The 18,454-nt window shown below is 61.3% G+C and carries 13 protein-coding genes and 1 tRNA gene; 5 read left to right on the plus strand and 9 right to left on the minus strand.

What is annotated here, in order from left to right; translation table 11 throughout:
• Positions 1-141: 141 nt before the first annotated feature.
• Positions 142-969 carry a TIR domain-containing protein gene (locus ACVIIW_RS04095; RefSeq protein ID WP_456699561.1) on the minus strand — a complete coding sequence of 276 codons (828 nt, stop codon included), beginning with the start codon at positions 967-969 and terminating at the stop codon, positions 142-144.
• Positions 970-1,041: 72 nt separating this feature from the next.
• Positions 1,042-2,238, minus strand: coding sequence for an AAA family ATPase (locus ACVIIW_RS04100; RefSeq protein ID WP_456699562.1), 1,197 nt, complete (start codon positions 2,236-2,238; stop codon positions 1,042-1,044).
• 340 nt (positions 2,239-2,578) lie between these two features.
• Here ACVIIW_RS04100 and ACVIIW_RS04105 point away from each other — a divergent pair, with 340 nt between their 5' ends.
• The 4 genes from ACVIIW_RS04105 (at position 2,579) to ACVIIW_RS04120 (ending at position 7,730) form a co-directional block, all read left to right on the plus strand.
• Complete coding sequence (locus tag ACVIIW_RS04105; RefSeq protein ID WP_456699563.1) at positions 2,579-3,250, plus strand: recombinase family protein; 672 nt, start codon at positions 2,579-2,581, stop codon at positions 3,248-3,250.
• A 616-nt stretch (positions 3,251-3,866) separates the two neighbouring features.
• On the plus strand, positions 3,867-4,331 hold the full coding sequence (locus ACVIIW_RS04110) for a hypothetical protein (RefSeq protein WP_456699564.1): 465 nt from the start codon (positions 3,867-3,869) through the stop codon (positions 4,329-4,331).
• A gap of 568 nt (positions 4,332-4,899) precedes the next feature.
• Positions 4,900-5,856 (plus strand): IS481 family transposase, encoded by a 957-nt coding sequence (locus ACVIIW_RS04115; protein WP_456699565.1) that lies wholly within the window; start codon positions 4,900-4,902, stop codon positions 5,854-5,856.
• Positions 5,857-5,897: 41 nt separating this feature from the next.
• Complete coding sequence (locus tag ACVIIW_RS04120) at positions 5,898-7,730, plus strand: hypothetical protein (protein ID WP_456699566.1); 1,833 nt, start codon at positions 5,898-5,900, stop codon at positions 7,728-7,730.
• 55 nt (positions 7,731-7,785) lie between these two features.
• Here the strand turns inward: ACVIIW_RS04120 and ACVIIW_RS04125 are convergent, their stop codons facing one another.
• The 4 genes from ACVIIW_RS04125 to ACVIIW_RS04140 form a co-directional block, all read right to left on the minus strand.
• Entirely contained in the window at positions 7,786-8,139 is a 354-nt protein-coding gene (locus ACVIIW_RS04125) for a hypothetical protein (protein ID WP_456699567.1), read from the minus strand.
• Positions 8,140-8,232: 93 nt separating this feature from the next.
• Positions 8,233-9,852, minus strand: a complete 1,620-nt coding sequence (locus tag ACVIIW_RS04130; RefSeq protein WP_456699568.1) for a hypothetical protein — start codon at positions 9,850-9,852, stop codon at positions 8,233-8,235.
• Between the two features lie 84 nt (positions 9,853-9,936).
• Positions 9,937-10,013 (minus strand) — tRNA-His (locus tag ACVIIW_RS04135).
• A gap of 322 nt (positions 10,014-10,335) precedes the next feature.
• Positions 10,336-10,770 (minus strand): phasin, encoded by a 435-nt coding sequence (locus ACVIIW_RS04140; RefSeq protein ID WP_456699569.1) that lies wholly within the window; start codon positions 10,768-10,770, stop codon positions 10,336-10,338.
• A 481-nt stretch (positions 10,771-11,251) separates the two neighbouring features.
• On the opposite strand from ACVIIW_RS04140, the gene ACVIIW_RS04145 reads away from it, so the two are divergent.
• Positions 11,252-14,680, plus strand: coding sequence for a PAS domain-containing protein (locus ACVIIW_RS04145; protein WP_456699570.1), 3,429 nt, complete (start codon positions 11,252-11,254; stop codon positions 14,678-14,680).
• A 115-nt stretch (positions 14,681-14,795) separates the two neighbouring features.
• Here ACVIIW_RS04145 and ACVIIW_RS04150 read toward each other — a convergent pair whose 3' ends face one another.
• From ACVIIW_RS04150 to ACVIIW_RS04160, 3 genes are all read right to left on the minus strand, one after another.
• A complete protein-coding gene (locus ACVIIW_RS04150; RefSeq protein ID WP_456699571.1) occupies positions 14,796-16,769 on the minus strand; it encodes a methyl-accepting chemotaxis protein in 1,974 nt (657 codons plus the stop codon).
• A 155-nt stretch (positions 16,770-16,924) separates the two neighbouring features.
• A complete protein-coding gene (locus ACVIIW_RS04155) occupies positions 16,925-17,167 on the minus strand; it encodes an aromatic-ring hydroxylase C-terminal domain-containing protein (protein ID WP_456705086.1) in 243 nt (80 codons plus the stop codon).
• Between the two features lie 70 nt (positions 17,168-17,237).
• The gene (locus tag ACVIIW_RS04160; protein ID WP_456699572.1) at positions 17,238-18,410 is read right to left on the minus strand and encodes a thiolase family protein; all 1,173 of its coding nucleotides are present in this window, start codon (positions 18,408-18,410) and stop codon (positions 17,238-17,240) included.
• Between the last annotated feature and the right edge of the window lie 44 nt (positions 18,411-18,454).

Genomic DNA, 18,454 nt, shown 5'->3' on the forward strand with positions numbered 1-18,454 from the left:
GGTACAGTTGGGTGGGAACCGCGAACCGGCACCATCAGCACTGAAAAACCTTGAGAATTTGCACTCGCGCGCCGTCGCTTTGTATCCGAGTTTTGTATTTTATAGCAATGGCCCTTTCCTCGCTCGCGAGGGGCACCGCTATCATCTTCCTTCAGGATCAAACTCACGTCGGATGGTCGCTAGGACTTCGCCAAATGTCTCCCTGATGTTTCCTTTGGCGAAAGGGATGTACTGCACGCCCGCAATGTTAGAAAACTCTGCACACCCATCCTCCAGAAGAACTATAGCCCGGCGAAAACCCAAGCGGCCTTGGAACAGCCCTACCTCGTGAATGACGTTCTCTCGTGCGTGCAGACCACCATGCTGATCCTCGTTCTCCCCCGTCATGACCAGTATTGCGAAGCTCGCCTCGTCCTCCATCGTTTCGAGCACGTCAGCAATGTGCAATCCAACGCGGGGGCCGGTCTCGTACGCAGTAACATTGTAGCCATGCTTGTCGCTCAGATGGTCTTTCAGGTCTCGCCAAGCTGGATTGCGACCATGACCTACAAAAATCGCAAGTTTCTCCCGAAGAAACTGCTCCGTTTTCGCTGCTGGTAACTTACAATCGCTCGCCGCGCTCTCGAAAACCTCAAAAATGTGCTCTACCTCACTTCGTGAACTTTGCCGAACCCTAACTCGCGTCGTGTTGTACAGAAGAGAAACGGAGAGGCTCTTCTCGCCGCCTAATTCATGGAAGACAAAATCAGCATTCTGGACGTCGACCGCCCGATAGGCGGCAAAAAATTCATCTAGATTGGAGAATGACCATCCGATGTCGCTGCTCTCATCGACATCCAGTTGTATCGCTTTGATCGTGTCTTCTGGCCCCATTCGTCGAAGTGCTTCCCGCAATACGTCCGGGGTGAATTTGGTCTGAACGTAACGTTTCTTCTTAGACAATGACATGTGAATTGCCTGTCCGTCCATGCGCGGGGTTGTCGCGTGAAAACCCGAGCGTAGTAAGAGCTGCGAGTGGATCGCTAAGGCCGATCCGGCTTGTCAGTTTCCGGACGAAGACGACGCGTTTATCCGGATCAGATATTCGTTGAACATTGGAACCGTAAATGCCGTGTCCCCGTGGGCAGGGCTGTAGACCATCCCTTTCTTGATGAGCGAGCTACGCACGGGCGCAACGCTCTCTACGTTCACGCCCAATTCGGTGGCAATGTCTCCAGACCTATGAGCGCCAGGTCCCAAGGCGGCCATGGCGAACATGTACTCTTTCTCTCGGGGGGAAACGCGATCAAATCGCACACGGAAAAAGCTATCATCTAAATTCGCTCGCGCGGTGTCGCTTGCGGCCTTTACGTCCCGAGTTAAAATTTTCCCCGATCCGGCCTTTGCAGCGTTCCAAGAATGATATCCCCATTCTTGAAGGAAGTAGGGGTAACCGCGAGTCAGCTGCACAGCAAGCTTGAGAGCCTGAGGCTGCCAAATCACCCCCTCTCGCTTCGCAGGCTCTTGGAGGGCGCGTTCGGCGTCCTTAGGATTCAATGCATCCACAACAGGGTAGTCAAAAAGTCGCTCGGCATAGGATTTGGCCTTGCCTGCCGATCCAACCAGTTGGGGTAAGCCAGCTCCTATTACGATCAACGGGAGTTGTTTCTGAGAAATTCGATGCACTGCCATAATCAGCGAGCTGAATTCCTCCTCTTTGATGTACTGAAGCTCGTCTATGATGATTGCGACCGCGGTGCTTCTTGCTTTTGCGGCATGGCCGATTGCCTCGAACAAATCAGCCAAGTCGGTGTCGAGGTCGCCACTGTCACCGGTGCCCTTTTCGGCATCAATGTCTAAGCCTAGCTCAAGTTCGCCAACCTTCACCTTCACCGCACCTGCGAAGGATTTAAGGATCATCATCCCACGCTTGACCGTGACGTTGACCTTCTCTTTTGTGTCGAGCTGGAATAGGACCTTCCTAAGACATGGGACCAGGAGCTCTGGAAGCGATTTTCCTTCGGGAGCTTCAATAACATTTGCCGTGTATCCATTGGTCTGGGCGATAGAGGCGATCCTGTTAAGAAGAACCGTTTTGCCAACGCCCCGTAAGCCCACGAGCATAAAGCTCTTTGCGTGGCGGCCTGCTTTCACCCGCGCCAGCGTTGTTTCGGTCCGCGAGACAATTTCGTCTCTTCCAGAAAGTTCGGGAGGCTGGCTGCCTGCTCCGGGTGCATAGGGGTTTGTAACGCTGTCCATCTTAGTAATCTTATCCCGTTCTCGATAAGACGAGCTAAGACAACTAACCTGGGCGCGTCAATTGAAGCATGACAATTATGCAACCGATTCGACAGGGGCGCCAGCTTATGATTCTTGAGCCATCTTATGAGTACTTTGCATAAGATTTATAAGATGAAAAAGGCGGGGTGACGCTGCGATTGCCCCCGTACTTTAGCGCGGGGGATCGCCCTACGACCGAGCCGGCCACTGTCTCAGTCGAGGTATGCAAATTGGAATCAGAGGGATTCCGAAAGGCAGGTCGTAAATAATCTAAATGGACGATAAGGTTCTTTACAGTCGACCTTCGGAGGCTGCTGTGATGACCGAACGCAACCTAATCACCTATATTCGTGTCTCGACTTCCCAGCAGGGGCGCTCAGGGTTGGGCATAGAAGCGCAGCGGCAGACGCTGGCTCACTTCGCTCAGACTGAGGGCTTCACTGTGGTGCGCGAGTTTGTGGAGGTGGAAACTGGCAAGGGCGCTGATGCTCTTGACCGCCGACCACAGCTGAAGGCGGCCCTCGCTGCCGCAAAGAAGCTCAGGTGCCACGTAGCTGTAGCTAAGCTGGACCGGCTCAGCCGAGACGTTCATTTCATCTCGGGCCTCATGGCCCACAAGGTGCCCTTTGTGGTCGCTGAACTCGGGCCTGACGTTGATCCTTTCGTCCTGCACCTGTTCGCCGCATTGGCCGAGAAGGAACGCGCGCTCATCTCCACGCGCACCCGTCAGGCTCTCTCGGCTGCTAAGGCCCGTGGGGTTACGCTAGGCAACCCAAGGCTCCACATGGCCCGCAACGGCGCTGTGGAGGCTGTGAAGGCTGAGGCTGATCGCTATGCGGCCAATGTACTCCCCATCATCCGCGAAGCCCAGAAGGCCGGTGCGAGCACGCTGCGGCAGATTGCTGAGGCGCTCAATGCACGAGGAATACCCACGGCACGCGGCGGACGCTGGTATGCGCAGTCCGTAGCTAACGTGCTTGAGCGGGGCTGAGCGGGCCGCAAAGACCAATGGCCGCAAGCGAATCCAGCGGCTTAGCGGACAAACGCACTTACGCTGTACAGCAAGGAGCGCCCTCACGCATTGCGGCCCGGAACGTTAGCTACGGGACTCCGATGCCGACCTGGGGCCCCTGCCGGAAATTTTGCGCCCCCGTGGCTTCAAAAAGGTCGGGCTAAAGGCTTTGGCCTCTGCTCAGCTAAACAGGGCGGTGCTTTCCTGAGAGTACCGTAGGGGCCCAACGGGCAGCATGGGGCCCAAACGCCGACAACTAAATGATTTCAAATGCATGACTGTTTTTCGGGCCCACGTACTACAGCAAGGTATCAATCCGGCTGAAAGCAACAGACTCAAGCACTTAGCCGATGAACATGCTTACGCATAGAGGAAGGGGCCTTAGCTCCCTCTCAGCGCACAGCACAACAGCATCACAGATGACCAACCAATCACAGCACCCACTCGGGTTCGCTGTCAGGTGATGCTTGTCCAAGATCAGCAACCACACACCGCACTCAGCCGCGCTCCAGCGGCGTTAGAAAGGAACACAGAGAACACAATGGCTCGATTACCAAGAGGCAAGACTGCCCACCCACCGTCTCACTCAGCGGCCATGAAGGTTAAGTGGCAGGACCCTGAGTACCGGGCAAAGATGGCCGAGCGGGACAGCAGAAGGGAGGATCTTCGCAAAGCTAACCCTGATCGTTTCAAGCGGACGGGAATTCCCAACGGGATGCGTCGCGAGGAGGCTGACCGCCTTTGGGCTATTGCTGACACACAGGCCGATAGGGCCATCCAGACCCTAAGGGATGCTAGTGTGCTTCCAGAAACAGCAGAAGCAACCTCGGCAGCAGCAGCGCAGTCTAACATCCCTGTTCCAGACACAGAGGATGGGATGGCTGAAGCTGTGCTCAGAGAAGCCTTCAGGCTGGCCTTTGGGCCCACAGGTACACGGGCCAAGCTGGCGGCGCTGGCTATCATCATGAAGTACACGAGGCTACCGCCCTCGGCCGTCCTACAATTAGCTACGGGTACTGCTGAGGGTGTGCTCGATGAGCTTGCTAACAGAGGCCCGTAGAAAGCAGCAGAGGGAGATAACAGCAGCAATCAATTACTGTCTAATAAGCTTCTGCAACCTGCTCTCTGTGCTGGGCTAGTCGAAATCGCCAGGTGAAATCGGCAGGGTAAGTCCTGTGCCCTTGGAAAGCGGACTGCTCTCCATTACGCGCTGATACATTCCTGCCCCGTCCGTAAAGGACCCCCTGAACCTTCTAATGTCCTTCTTATTAGGGCTTTCGAGGGGTGCTTTCTGTCAAGGTCGGTATTCAGGCGCGGCAAGCGCCGCTCGACCGCCACCAATCCCCTAATCCCATTCACAAGCCGACCGCCTGTTGCTCCCCAAGGGCAGCCATCGGCTTGTCGTGTCCCATCAGGAACACCACCCACCATGACCCCTACCACCGCTCTTCTTCGGGAGCAGCACGCTCTCGCCCTTGTCTGCCCTGTTGAGTTCGCCCATCGGATGAACCAGCACTGGACCACGCCCCGGACTGTTGGTCTAGGTGTGGTCTCTCAAGAGGTTGTCCATCTGGTCTGAACCGAGGAAGCTGAGGTTGCGAAGCTTCAGTGTTCCAAGGAGAGACCAGATGAACGTCCACAAGAATGCGCCTTTGACGCCCAAAGGTCGAGAGGCGATGGTGCGAAGCGTGGTCGAGGGTGGGTTGAGCCAGGCCGGCGCGGCTGACCTTTTCAACACGACGCCGAAGACGGTCGCCAAATGGGTCAAGCGCTTCCGCGAGAACGGTGTGGCTGGCTTGCTCGACCGCTCGTCTCGACCTCATTCATCGCCGAGCCAAACCCTGCCGGCCACGTGCACCGCCATCGAGGCCTTGCGCCGGCAGCGCCACACCGGCCAGCAAATCGCAATCGAGGTCAAGGTGTCGCCAGCCACGGTCAGCCGAGTGCTTCGTCGTTTGGGCTTGAACCGGATCCGCGATCTTGAACCGGCCGAGCCGGAGCGCCGTTATGAGCGTGAGTCTCCAGGCGAGATCATTCACATCGACATCAAAAAGCTGGGGCGTTTCGAGCGGGTTGGTCATCGCATCACCGGCGATTCAAGTGGTCCAAACAGGAGCCGAGGCGTCGGCTGGGAGTTCGTCCACGTCTGCATTGACGACCATTCCCGCGTCGCTTTCTCGGAGATCAAACCGGACGAGACGGTGGACAGCGCGGTGTCTTTTCTCAAGGCGGCTGTGGCTTATTATGGAGGCCTTGGGGTCACCGTCACGCGCGTCATGACCGACAATGGCGGTTGCTACCGATCTCACGCCTTCGGCGAGGCGTGCCGCGACCTGGGCATCAAGCACATCCGCACCAAACCCTACACGCCGAGAACGAATGGCAAGGCAGAGCGCTTCATCCAAACCGCACTACGGGAATGGGCTTATGCCAAAGCCTATCCAACCTCCAATCGCCGCGCCCAAGAGCTGCCGATCTGGCTGCATCGATACAACTGGCACCGGCCTCATGGTGGTATAAAGTCACAAACCCCGATCAGCCGCCTCGGTCTGACTGAGGACAACCTCTTGAGGCTCCACATCTAGGGCACCACTCATCACCAGCCTTGATGGCCCTATGGCGCATCATGGGCGAAACCTTCCAGCTAGCAACAGTGGAATCTGCCATCGGCGTTCGATCACCTTGGCGCATTTTACAACCACCAACCGGCACAGGCAAAACCCAAGGCACCTGTGTTTACGCGGCCATGCAAGCGGGCCTCAATCACGAGGCCGAAGGCACCCAACTAAAGCCCGTGGGTATCCTCATCGTTACGCGGCTGAAGGAGGACGCCAACACGATACGGAATGCCATCAACACCTTGGCAGGACGTGATGTGGCTGTCGTGCATCATTCCGACAGCTACGCTACGCCTGAGCAGCTACACGCTAGTGATGTTGTGGTCATCACCCACACGGCATTCATTGCAGCCAAGCGTGAAACCAAGGGGCGCGATTGGAAATCTTGGGACCGCTTGGTGTCTTGGCGTGGTGGAGAAAGGCACCTCAGTGTTATCGATGAGGCGCTGGCCAACGTAGTCGATGAAAGCAACGCAACCACCGAGAACCTGGGCTTTGTCATTAGCCTCATTCCACCGGAATTGCGCTCCGCATTCCCAGAGCAGGTTGGCGTTCTCGAACAGGTGCATCGTGTGCTTGTTAGCTTCGCCGACTCTGATCACGCAAGTCCCATGTCGCTGATCTGGGGAGAAGGGGGAGCGCCGGTTGCTGTAGACTTCGCCCCCTTCATCTTGGCGATGAGCGCGCTGCCCTATGATAAGATTGTGTACGCCAAGAGCAGCACCAAGGACCGAACCCAACTAGCCGAACGTGTAGCGGACACCATCACGACGGTGCAGACGTGTCTTGAGCAGTTCGCCTATTACTCCCGCTCAGGTGATTGGCATTCGATCAACACAGCGTCCCTAGCCGTTCCCTTGGACGCCCCTGGACCTGTGGTGCTGGATGCTACCGCCAGAGCTAACTTTCTCTGGGACCTATTTGAAGAGCACCACAGGCTGATTCCGGTCCCCAGCCATACGCGAGACTACACCCGCGTAACGCTCCATGTGGCTCGGGGCGGCGGCGTCGGAAAGAACACCATGACTGACAGGATCAATGAGCGCCTGCCCCGCATCAAGAAGGGTCTCGAAAAAGCCATCGGTCCAGAACGCTCGGTGTTCCTGTGCGTCCACAAAGATGTTGAGGCCGTCATCACGAAGAAGCCGAAGAACGGAGGCAAAAGCTGGGTTGAGAAATTGCCATTCAGGGAGTGCTCAGTCGGGCACTGGGGCGCTGTAGACGGTCGGAACACATGGCAGGACTGCGATACGGCGGTGATCCTTGGATTGCCCTACCTACCTCAGACGTGGGCCACCAACATGTTCTGCGCGCTGCAAGGGGCACAGGATGACGAATGGCTGCAATCGCCGGAGTGGAAGCAATACAAGAACGTTCGGAGGACGATGGAACAACGTCAGATGTCCGTGTCGGTGATCCAAGCTGCCAACCGCATCTGCTGCCGACAAGTGATCGATGCTGAAGGCCGCTGTCCTCCTGCTGACATCTTTATCGTGCTGCCCAAGGATTCCTTAGGTGACGCGGTGCTTGATGATATTAAGGCCGATATGCCGGAGATCAAGGTGACAGACTGGGCCTTCGCACTGGACGCCCCGAAGGAGAAGAAGCCTCGCATCGGTAGCTCTCACGCTCGACTTATTTCCTATATGGAGAAGCAGGCGCCCGGCCCGGTCTCCCTCACCGTTATTCAACGCGACCTACAGCTCAGCAGTGTGAAGAAACTACGTGAAATGTTGAACGACAGCGAACACCCGGCCTCACAGGCACTCAGGGAGAGAAAGGTAAGCTACCTTCCCGGCGTCGGTCGGGGATCGAAAAGCTATCTCGTGAAGGCGGCATAGCAAGACTAGGGCCGCACACAGCTTTCTCTCGGGAGCCCGGTGCGGCCATTTTTCCCTATTGGCAGGTCGTGTTAGTGCCGCCGATGCCATTGGGCATGGTGGTGCAGTGAACCGTAGGCGGGTTAATGCTCTGCATTGCAGCGCCCGCCTGCTGAAGCCTCTGCCCCACCTCGTGCATACGTGCTCGCCGGTTCGCTTCGTCCGCAGCGGCTAGCTGTTGATCCTGCAGATACAGGCTTTCGAGACACTTGCTGTAATCGGGCGTGCCCAGCTTGTATCCGAAGGAAGCGCACTGCTTTTCCCTGTTGGCTTGTGCCATCTGCCTCCGCGCGGCCATCTCCTCCTCAGATACGCACGCGGAGAGCGCGAGGCCCGCAAGCATCAGCGTCACAATTGCTTTCCGTTTCATGGGCTTCCTTAATTTTCTTTGGTGTTGCCGCGTGTACGCTTCGTTGCCCCCAGTGGCCGGACACGCGACCTGTCCAAACGAGGGCTTACACGTTCAATCCAGCGCGTATCGCGGGAATTTCTTGAGAGCTTCGTGCATGGCCACCGCAGTCGGCGCGCCGTATTTGCGCCCCTCGGTCGCCTGCGTGTGTCCTGTGATAGCGTCGTTCATTTTCTCCGCCATCCCAATTTCATCACCCGTCCTTTTGAAGAGGTGGCGCCAAGCATGGTTAGGGCTGAGTTCAGGATCATCAACCCCCAATCCACGAACCCATGTTCCCAATTGAGCGCGAGCAGTGTCGGCGCGAGAACGCGACGGCTTCAGAGGGTCATTGCTTTTGTTCTGGGGCGTCTTGTCATTGTAAAACAGCGCCCCGTTCCCAACCTGCTGCACCATTTCAATGAAGCCCTGAGCGATCAGGTGCTCATGGATTGGCACAACGCGCGGCTTTCCAGTCTTGAGCGTGCCTGCCTCGGGCGTCAGCTTCATTACGTAAAATCCATTGCGTTCTTCAATGTCGCCGCCGCGCAACTGAGTAATTTCACCTGACCGCGCGCCCGAGTACGCGCACAGCCAAGGTACCCAACGGCGCGTCCTCTCGGTTGGCGTGACGGGCTTCTTATACGCAAGGCTGGCTTTCAGAATGATGCTGGCCTCTGCGGCGGTGAAGCTGCGGCCGTCTTCGCGCGTCTGCACCTTACGGGGAACGTCAACCTTGACTTCCTTGAAGGGATTTTGGCGAACGCGCTTGTGCTCACGCGCCCAACTAAACACTCGACGCGACGCTGAAAGCCAAATCTCCCGGACGGTGATCGCTGTACGCCTCTCTGTGATCAGACCATGCACCCACTTGCGCGCAGCGTCCTCGGTGATCCCATCCGCCCCCACCTCGGCAAACTCGCGTTGCATTTCGAGGAATACGGCTCGCCAGCGTGACACGGTATTAGGTGCGGGCTTTGTCGCAGTAACGAAAGCCTCGAACAATTCCCAGCAGCTCACGCCTGCCGCGCGGACTTGCCCCTCTGTGAACGGCGGGAAGCTGTCCGGCGTATCGTCACGAGAGTAATCGCCATTGGCGCGCCGCTCTAGCACCGAAAGCGCTTGCAGTAGGTTGTCGCTAACTGCATCCACAAAGAGAGCATAGGCGCTGGAATTGAGCGCCATTCCCTCGCTGGCGAGAAACGTCGCCACCCGCGCACACTCGGCGGCTTGTGGCCGCACTGCCTCGCGAGCCTCCGGGGCCTTTTCCCAATCGTTGTAGCGGTGGTGGTGCTCTTCGTGGTCATCGGGCCTATGGGGCAGCAGCACTTCCGACACCCAAAGGTCGCCTAGCTCCCGCCAATGGCCTGCGCGGCCCGGTTCGTCCTCATGCTGCTTTAGGAACCAGTTGTACCAACGGCCCGCGAGAGCAATCGCGTTGAGCCTCGTGAGTGGTTGGCCCCCGCCGTTCCTTTGCGCTCGCAAGGTTGCGATGCGCGTTTCGACCTCTGCTTCCCACTCGCCGAGGCGGGCCTTCGCTTCATGCCGGGGCGTGTCGGCTGCGAGTTTCAGATGAGCTTCACGCTTGGTCCCGTAGAGCCTTTGATAGTCCTCGCGAACGTCCTCGGGGATACCTTTGCGGGCAAGCCACCGACCATCAGAAGCTCTATTCAAACCGACCATACGCAATGCCATTTGTAGCGCCTTTTGTATTTTAGGCGGCACAAATCCTGCTGGTCTATCAATAAGATGCTGAGAATGCGGAGTTATCCGCAACGGTGGTACAGTTGGGTGGGCTCGAACCACCGACCTCCTGTTCCACAGACAGGCGCTCTAACCAACTGAGCTACAACTGCATCCTTGCGAGCCGCGCCTTGGGGGGCGCCCTGAGAGGGCCGTGCCGAGGGGGGCTGGACGGGGCGGAAACTAGGTGCAACCGGGGTTTTTGGCAAGGCCGCAAACGGAGGAAAAACCGGGGTAAAGCACCTTCGGCGCGATCAAATCGGGCTTCGGGGCGCCCCCGAGGGTGTTGCGCTCACCTTGACCGCATGCGGCGAGATTCCCCTGGAGGAGAGAGCCCTCTCCCGGCCTCTCCCGCGAGCCGAGCGGGAGAGGTGAAGAAAAAACCCGGGCCGCTGGGCGCCCGGGTTTCCTGACTTGCTCGATCCGCCGTTTTGATCAGGCCGCGGGATGGGAGAACTTCGCGACGCTGGCCTTGATCGGCTCGGCGGCCTCGGCGGCGACGCGCTGGGTCAGCTCGACGAGCTCCTTGGCCTGGGCCTGGAAAGTCTCGAGCTGCTGGCGGGCGTGGCCGGTCCAGAGCTGGAAGGCGTCGGTCGGCGACTTGGTGCCGAGCAGCTCCTGGGTGAAGTCGAGATGGGCCGTGGTGTTGGCCTTCGCGAACTCCATCAGCTTGGCGGTGTACTCGCTCGCGCCCTTGCTGGCGGAGGCGAACACGGCCTCGACGGTGCCGTTGTGGGTTTCAGCGGCGTCCTTGAACTTGGCGTAGTTCTCGCGGGCCTGCGAAACGCCCTTTTCGGCGAACGCACGCATCTGCTCGGGAACCTCGAACGGAATGATCGAGGCAGAAAACGGATCAGTCGCACCTGTCATGGTTGGTCCCTCTCGATAATGAAAAAATGGAGTGAGCCTTCTGGCGCGCCCGCCGGCCAACCGGGGCCATTTCTTGTTACGAATGGCGGGAACGAAGACTGGAAACGCAAAACAAACGAGATAGATCGTTCCAGCGGCAGTACTATCGCTGCCTAACATGTCAACATTGTGCAGCGCAATGCGACATCGAGCTGCATTGCGAGAATTTAATCCCGGAAGGCGAGGTTCCCAGGGTTGGGAACCAAGGGTTGCGGTGGCGAGCACCGCTCTTTCCGTTTCCACTCCCTTCGCCCGAATCCTGCGGATGCCGCCGCACTGCGCCTTGCGGGTTCGGCCACATTAAGGTTATCGCGGCATTAGGGCTCTCAGGCTAGGCTCGGCCGTGGACCTGCCCACGCCCGGGCGCGATACTAACCCTTTCTTAAGGCTGCCATTCCGGCAAGCCGACGTGACGCGTGACAGCGAGAACCAAGCCGGTCGGATGACGAATTCGGATTTCCAGTTGCGAGGCGTCGGCGATCCCCGGTTGTCCGTGCATGCGACCTCAGCGCTGCCGGCGTGGCTCTGGTCATCAGACGGTTCGCGCCTGCTGTGGGCCAACGCGGTCGGCGCCAAATTCTTCGGTGCGGCGAACGCGGCCGCGCTCGCGCAAAAGAGATTCGGACCGGCCGACAGCCATCGCCGCCAGGTCATCAGGCTCGCCCGCCAGCTGCCGGCGAGCGGCGCGATCAGGCTCGAGCGGCTGCGCGGTTTTGGTGCCGGGCTCGGTTCGCTGATGACCTGCGCCTGCGCGCGGCTCTCCTTCGCCGACGGCGGCGAAGGCGTGCTCATCACCGCGATGGTGACAGGCGCGCGCAGCATGCCGCTGGTCGAGCGGCTGCTTCGTCTCGTCGACGGCGCGGCCGTGCCGATGGCAGCGTTCGCGCCGGACGGATTGTTCATCGGCGCCAGCGAAGCCGCGCGCGCCCTGCTCGGCTTTCGCGATCTCGGCGAGGCCGGGCTCGAACAGGCGCGCCGCGATGCGCTGGCGCAAGGCCGCGCCGAGATGCCCGTCGGCATCGGCAAGATGGTGCTGCAACGGGTCGGCGCCGGGGCCGATGTCGGTCTCGTCGCGCTGATCGAGCCGGCGGGCGCGCAAGCGGCAGCTTCGGGCGAGACCGTGCCGGAGGTGGTGCCTGAACCGATGCCGCATGCTACGGAGATGCCGCCGGCGAACCAGCCCGACGCTGGAATCCCGTTGTTCGACCCGTTCGCGGAGCCGGACGAAACGCCTGATCCGGCCGAGATGATCGCGCGTGAGCCGCCCGCAAGCGAGATGGCGGCAGAGATCGTCGCGATCCCCGATGCCGTGAAGGAAGCGACCGCAGAGCCTGTCCAGGACATGATCGCGGATGCAGCGGAGGCCCCGGTTGAAAACCCGCCCGCAGCCATCGTGCCGCCGCAAGCCGCGTCGATCACGAGCCACATGGCCGAGCCGCAATCCGGACACGCGCCGCCGCGGTCTGAACACGCGGAGACACCGCGCCAGCATCCGCTGCGCTTCCTCTGGCAGATCGATGCGGAGGGACGCTTTGTGCTCGCGGCCAGCGAGTTCACCCGCCTGATCGGCGCGCACACCGCGAACCGCTTCGGCCGGCCCTGGCGCGAGATCGCCGACGAGTTTGCGCTCGATCCCGATGGCCGCGTCGCGCAGGCGCTGGCGAGCCACGATACCTGGGCCGGCATCACCGTGAACTGGCCGGCCGATGGCGGCGAGCACCTGCCGGTCGAGCTTGCGGGCCTGCCGGTCTACGACCAGACGCGCAACTTTGCGGGCTTCAAGGGCTTTGGCGTTTGCCGCGATCTCGACGGCCTCAACCGGCTCGATGCCCTCAGGCGCTACGAGCTGTTGGCCGAGCCGGTCGCGCAGCACGGCGTTTCGGCCGATGTGGTCGAGCCCGATCCGGACCCGGAGGCGCCGCCGCTCGAGGCATCGCCGCCGGGCGAGCCAGAACCGCCGACAGCCAGTGAACCCGAACCTTCAGCACTTTTCATCGAAGCGAATTCACACCCAACCGATCCGGAAACGCCAGTGGAAACGCCTCCGAATGTCGTGCCGTTCCGCGCACCGGGTGACCTCAGGTCACAAGGTGACCAGAAGTCACAAGGTGACCCGAGATCGCCGATGCTGACGCCGGTCGAGAACAGCGCGTTCAACGAGCTTGCGCGGCAATTGTCCGAGCGACTTGAACGCGAGCGCGAACAGATTGCATCGGCAGCAGTCGAGCCGGCGGCGGACGAAACCGCAGCCGAACCGAAGGCGTCGATCGCGCCAGAAGCACCGCCGGCCGTAGCCGCTGCCGAATGGCTGACCGAGCCCGCGCCGCCCGCGCACGGCCACAGCACGCGCGACCGTGCATTGCTCGATCTGGTGCCGACGGGCATGCTGATCTACCGGCTCGATCGCCTGCTCTACGCCAACCCCGCCTTCCTCGCCCGCATCGGCTATCCGAGCCTGGCCGCGCTGGAAGATGCCGGCGGGCTCGATGCGCTCTATGTCGAGCCGGGCGTCTCGTCCGCGAGCAGCAGGTCGCAATCAGGCACACCGGTGACGATCAGCGCCACCATCGCCAATGGCGAGCAGCCGCTCGCGACGACGGACGCGCATCTGCACACGATCGACTGGGACGGCGCCAGCGCGCATGCGCTGATCTGCGCGCCGCCGCAAGCCGCGCCCGTCATGGTCGCGCCGACTGTCGTCACAGAGACCATCGTCCCGGAAACCTTCCCCTACACGCCCGATCTCGCGCCCGAGGCCGGCGACGCCGACGCCGAAGATCTCGCCGCGATCCTCGACACCACGGCCGAGGGCATCGTGATGTTCGATGCCGAGGGCAACATCCACGCCTGCAACCGCAGCGCCGAGGCGCTGTTCGACTATGACGGCGAGGCGCTGATGCAGCAAAATCTGGTGACGCTGTTCGCGCCCGAGAGCCAGCAGGTCGTCGTCGATTATCTCGACAGCCTCAAGAGCCAGGACATCGCGAGCCTGCTCGACCATGGTCGGGAGGTGCTGGGCCGCGAGAAGAACGGCGGCGTGCTGCCGCTCGCGATGATCATGGGCCGCACCCGGCCGGATGGCCCGAACTTCTTCGCCGTGTTCCGCGATCTCTCGCAGAGCAAGAAGGGCGAGAGCGAGCTGACCCAGGCGCGACGCCTGGTCGAGGGCGCCGCCAACGCCAAAGCCGACATGCTGGCGCGGATCAGCCACGAGATCCGCACGCCGCTCAATGCCATCATCGGCTTTGCCGAGGTGATGATATCAGAGCGCTTCGGTGCGCTCGGCAACGAACGCTATGGCGAATACCTGAAGGACATCCGCGCCTCCGGCGAGCGTGTGATCGCCATCATCGACGATTTGCTGGAGCTGTCGCGGATCGAGACCGGCAAGCTCGATCTCGCCTTCGCCAACCTCAACCTCAACGATCTCGTCGAGGCCTGTGTCGCCGTGATGCAGCCGCAAGCCAATCGCGAGCGCATCATCATCCGCACCTCGCTCGCGCATGCGCTGCCACAGGTGACGGCGGACGCGCGCGCGCTGCGCCAGGTCACGATGAACCTGATCTCGAACTCGATCCGGCTTGCGAGCGCCGGCGGCCAGGTCATCGTCTCGACCGCGCTGTCCGACCGCGGCGAGGTGTGCTTGCGCATCCGCGACACCGGCCACGGCCTCAGCGAAAGTGAAGTCGCCGCCGCCATGGCGCCGTTCCGCACGCCACCGCCCGGCGATGCCGCCGACAAGTCCGCGCTCAGCCTGTCCCTGACCAAGGCGCTGGTCGAAGCCAACCACGCCCAGTTCAACATCAAGAGCGCCGGCAGCTCGGGCACGCTGATCGAAGTGACCTTCGCGCCTGTCGTGGCGCGGGCGTGAGGGCGTAAGCCTGTCTCCACCGTCATGCCCGGGCTTGTCCCGCGCATCCAGGTTCTTGGTCCCGCAAAAAAGGTCGTGGATGGCCGGACAAGTCCGGCCATGACGAGCTAGGCGTTTACGCCGCGCGCACCGTATCCAGGAACCTGCCGACCTCGAGCTTGAGCCGGTTGCTGTCGCCCGACAGCGATCTCGCCGCCGACAGCACCTGCGACGACGCCGAGCCGGTTTCGACCGCGCCCTGCCTGACATTGCTGATGTTGGCGCTGACCTGCGAGGTGCCGGCCGCCGCACTCTGCACATTGCGCGAGATCTCGCCGGTCGCGGCGCCCTGCTCTTCGACCGCGGCCGCGATCGTGGACGAAATCTCGGACAGGCGCTCGATGGTGCCGCCGATGGTCCTGATCGCGCCGACGGACTCGTTGGTGGCACCCTGGATGCTGGCGATCTGCTGACCGATCTCGCCGGTCGCTTTTGCAGTTTGCTCGGCCAGTGCCTTGACCTCGGAGGCGACGACGGCGAAGCCGCGTCCAGCTTCGCCGGCGCGCGCCGCCTCGATGGTGGCATTGAGCGCCAAGAGATTGGTCTGGCCGGCAATCGCATTGATGAGCTCGACCACGTCGCCGATGCGCGCGGCTGCCTTCGACAATTCGCCGACGCGATCGTTGGTTTGCCCGGCCTGGCTGACGGCCTCGCCGGCGATGCGTGCGGACGCCTGCACCTGGCGGCTGATCTCGTTGACCGAAGCGGCCAACTGTTCGGCCGCGGACGCCACCGATTGCACGTTGGTCGCGGCCTCTTCCGAGGCGGCCTCGACCAGCGTGGCCAATTCGGTCGAGCGGCTCGCGGTCGTCGTCAACGACGTCGCCGAAGCCTCGAGCTCGGTCGCCGCCGACGACACCGTCTCGACGATCTCGCCGATCGCGCCCTCGAAATCGTCGGCCATCCGGATCATGTCGGCGCGGCGGCGCTCGGCGGCGAGCCTGTCCTGCCTGATCTTCTCTTCGGCTTCGTCGCGCGCTTTCTGTTCGGCATTGATCTTGAAGGTCTCGACCGCTTGCGCGATCTCGCCGATCTCGTCGGGGCGGCCGAGCCCGGGCAGCACGATGGCGAAATTGCCCTTGGCGAGCTCGATCATCGCCACCCGCATCGCCGACAGCGGTTTCGAGACCGAGCGCCCGATGAAGATGCCGAGGCCGAGCACGCCGGACGCGATCAGCGCGATTGCAATGGCGATCCAGAACTGGATGGCGTTCCGCTCGGCATCGTTGAGCCGGTCGGCCTCGGCGCGCATGGTGTCGACCGATTTCGAGACCTGCTCGATCACCGGCTCGACCGCTGCGAACGCTTCCGACATGCCCTTCGATTCCGTCGCGAGCTTCAGGGCCGACACCATCCAGGCGGAGAAGTCGCGTTGATAGTCGGCGAGCTTCTGGCGCAGCTCGGTCTTTGCCGCGTCGGGAATGGCAGCGGCATCGATGCCGTCCGAAAATTCCGAGCTACGCTTCTTCATCTCGTCGCCGTATTTGGGGTCGCGGCGCAGCATGAAATCCTTCTCGTGCCGGCGCATCATCAGCATGATCACCTTGAGCGCGGAATCATGGAGCTGATCGACCTTGCTCTCGATCTCGTGGACGGAGGCGCGCAGGCGGCCTTCGAGGCCGGAATTCTCATCCAGCCCGAGACGTTGCCGCTCCTCGACGACCGCGGCGAAACGCGCCTGATAGGTCTTCAGCGAGGCGGTCATCGCGTCGATCTCCTGCGCCAGATCGGGCTTGCCGATCGCCGCGATCCGGTCGCGAAGCTGTTCGATGTCGACGGCAACCTTTTTGCCGATCTCGATCTGGCGCTGGGCTTTGCTTGCATCGCTGCGCAGCAGGAAATCCTTCTCGGCCCGGCGTCCTTCCAGCAGCTCGATGGCGATCCTGCTGTTCAGCTCGTGAATCGTGCGCGCGTTCTCGGCCGCGTCGCGATAGACGCCCATCGCCCGCTCGCCATAGAGATGGATGCTGCCGATCAGGACGACACCGACAACGCCGATGACGCCGATGGCCGTGATCTTGTGTGTAAGCCGAAGAGGGAAAATCCGCATCGTAATCGCAATATCGTTTGTGACTGATGCGGTTCATGAAAGCGCTTATGTGTAGAAATTTCCGTTAATTTGCGGGCACGTAAGACTACTTGCATTGTGACCAAATGCACGCAAGGGTGCACAGAGAATGCACGCAAGAGTGCACAGCCGGACCTTCATTCGCCGAACCATCGCGCTGCGGCTCGGGCGATCTCCTCTTCATCGATTGCGCCGTCATCGGCCCACGCGACGAATCCGTCCGGGCGCACCAGCACGGCGCTCACGCCCAGCCGGTCCCTGGGCTCGCCTGCAATATACATGATGCGATCATCCCCGCGGTTTGCGAGCGCTCGAAGCGATGCGCGCGCGTCGAAGTCCGGCAACAGGCCTTTCGCGGCTCTGAGACGTTCTCCGATCAGCGTGCCGGGATGCGCAACAAAAAGGCACGGCGCTCGCGCGCGCCGTGCCTTTTACGGTCCTGCGTTCAGATCAGCTGTAGATCTCGAACAGGCCGGCGCCGCCCTGGCCACCGCCGATGCACATGGTGACGACGCCCCACTTGGCCTTGCGGCGGGCGCCTTCCTGCAGCAGATGGCCGGTGAGACGGGCGCCGGTCATGCCGAAGGGATGGCCGATCGCGATCGAGCCGCCGTTGACGTTGTACTTGGCGGGATCGATGCCGAGCTTGTCGCGCGAATAGAGGCACTGGCTGGCAAAGGCCTCGTTGAGCTCCCAGAGATCGATGTCGTCGATCCTGAGGCCATGGCGCTTCAACAGCTTCGGCACGGCGAAAATCGGACCGATGCCCATCTCGTCAGGCTCGCAGCCGGCCGCTGCCCAGGCGACGAAACGGCCGAGCGGCTCGAGGCCGCGCTTCTCGGCGTCCTTGGCTTCCATCAGCACCACGGCAGCGGCGCCGTCGGAGAGCTGGCTGGCATTGCCGGCGGTGACGAACTTGCCCGGGCCCTTGACCGGCTCGAGCTTTGCCAAGCCCTCAAGCGTGGTCTCGGGACGGTTGCATTCGTCGCGATCGACGACGTAATCGACGATGCTCTCGGCCTTGGTGGCCTTGTCCACGACCTTCATCCTGGTTTTCATCGGGACGATCTCGTCCTTGAACTTGCCCGCCTGCTGCGCCGCGGCCATGCGGCGCTGCGACTCCAGCGAATATTCGTCCTGATATTCACGGCTGAGCTTGTAGCGCTCGGCGACGATGTCGGCGGTGTCGATCATCGCCATGAAGATGTCGGGCGCGGTCTTGAGCAAATCGGGATCGATCGATTCCTTCGGCGTGCCGCCGCCGGGGATCGAGATGCTCTCGACGCCGCCGGCGACGATGCAGTCGGCGCCGTCGGAGCGGATCGAGTTGGCGGCCATCGCGATGGTCTGCAGGCCCGAGGAGCAGAAGCGGTTCACCGAGACGCCGCCGGTCGACTTCGGCAGGCCCGCGAGCAGCGCGGCCTGGCGGCCGATGTTCGGCGCACCATGGGCGCAATTGCCGAGATAGCAGTCCTCGACATAGTCCTTTTCGACGCCGGCGCGGCTCACAGCGTGATGGATGGCGTGCGCCGCGAGCGACATCGGCGGCGTGATGTTGAACCCGCCGCGGCCTGACTTGGCGAGGCCGGTGCGCGCATAGGAAACGATGACGGCTTCACGCATTGTTTTCTCCCTGTCGAATGCTTGGTTGGTGCGTTCTGACGGCA

This window comes from Bradyrhizobium sp. USDA 4449, assembly GCF_054056275.1.

What these genes read in the sequence shown, in the direction of transcription:
- ACVIIW_RS04145 (WP_456699570.1), top strand. Translation starts at nt 11,252, where the DNA reads ATGACGAATTCGGATTTCCAGTTGCGAGGCGTCGGCGATCCCCGGTTG.
- ACVIIW_RS04120 (WP_456699566.1), top strand. Translation starts at nt 5,898, where the DNA reads ATGGGCGAAACCTTCCAGCTAGCAACAGTGGAATCTGCCATCGGCGTT.
- ACVIIW_RS04125 (WP_456699567.1), bottom strand. Translation starts at nt 8,139, where the DNA reads ATGAAACGGAAAGCAATTGTGACGCTGATGCTTGCGGGCCTCGCGCTC.
- ACVIIW_RS04100 (WP_456699562.1), bottom strand. Translation starts at nt 2,238, where the DNA reads ATGGACAGCGTTACAAACCCCTATGCACCCGGAGCAGGCAGCCAGCCT.
- ACVIIW_RS04150 (WP_456699571.1), bottom strand. Translation starts at nt 16,769, where the DNA reads ATGCGGATTTTCCCTCTTCGGCTTACACACAAGATCACGGCCATCGGC.
- ACVIIW_RS04115 (WP_456699565.1), top strand. Translation starts at nt 4,900, where the DNA reads ATGAACGTCCACAAGAATGCGCCTTTGACGCCCAAAGGTCGAGAGGCG.
- ACVIIW_RS04095 (WP_456699561.1), bottom strand. Translation starts at nt 969, where the DNA reads ATGGACGGACAGGCAATTCACATGTCATTGTCTAAGAAGAAACGTTAC.
- ACVIIW_RS04105 (WP_456699563.1), top strand. Translation starts at nt 2,579, where the DNA reads ATGACCGAACGCAACCTAATCACCTATATTCGTGTCTCGACTTCCCAG.
- ACVIIW_RS04160 (WP_456699572.1), bottom strand. Translation starts at nt 18,410, where the DNA reads ATGCGTGAAGCCGTCATCGTTTCCTATGCGCGCACCGGCCTCGCCAAG.
- ACVIIW_RS04110 (WP_456699564.1), top strand. Translation starts at nt 3,867, where the DNA reads ATGAAGGTTAAGTGGCAGGACCCTGAGTACCGGGCAAAGATGGCCGAG.
- ACVIIW_RS04130 (WP_456699568.1), bottom strand. Translation starts at nt 9,852, where the DNA reads ATGGCATTGCGTATGGTCGGTTTGAATAGAGCTTCTGATGGTCGGTGG.
- ACVIIW_RS04140 (WP_456699569.1), bottom strand. Translation starts at nt 10,770, where the DNA reads ATGACAGGTGCGACTGATCCGTTTTCTGCCTCGATCATTCCGTTCGAG.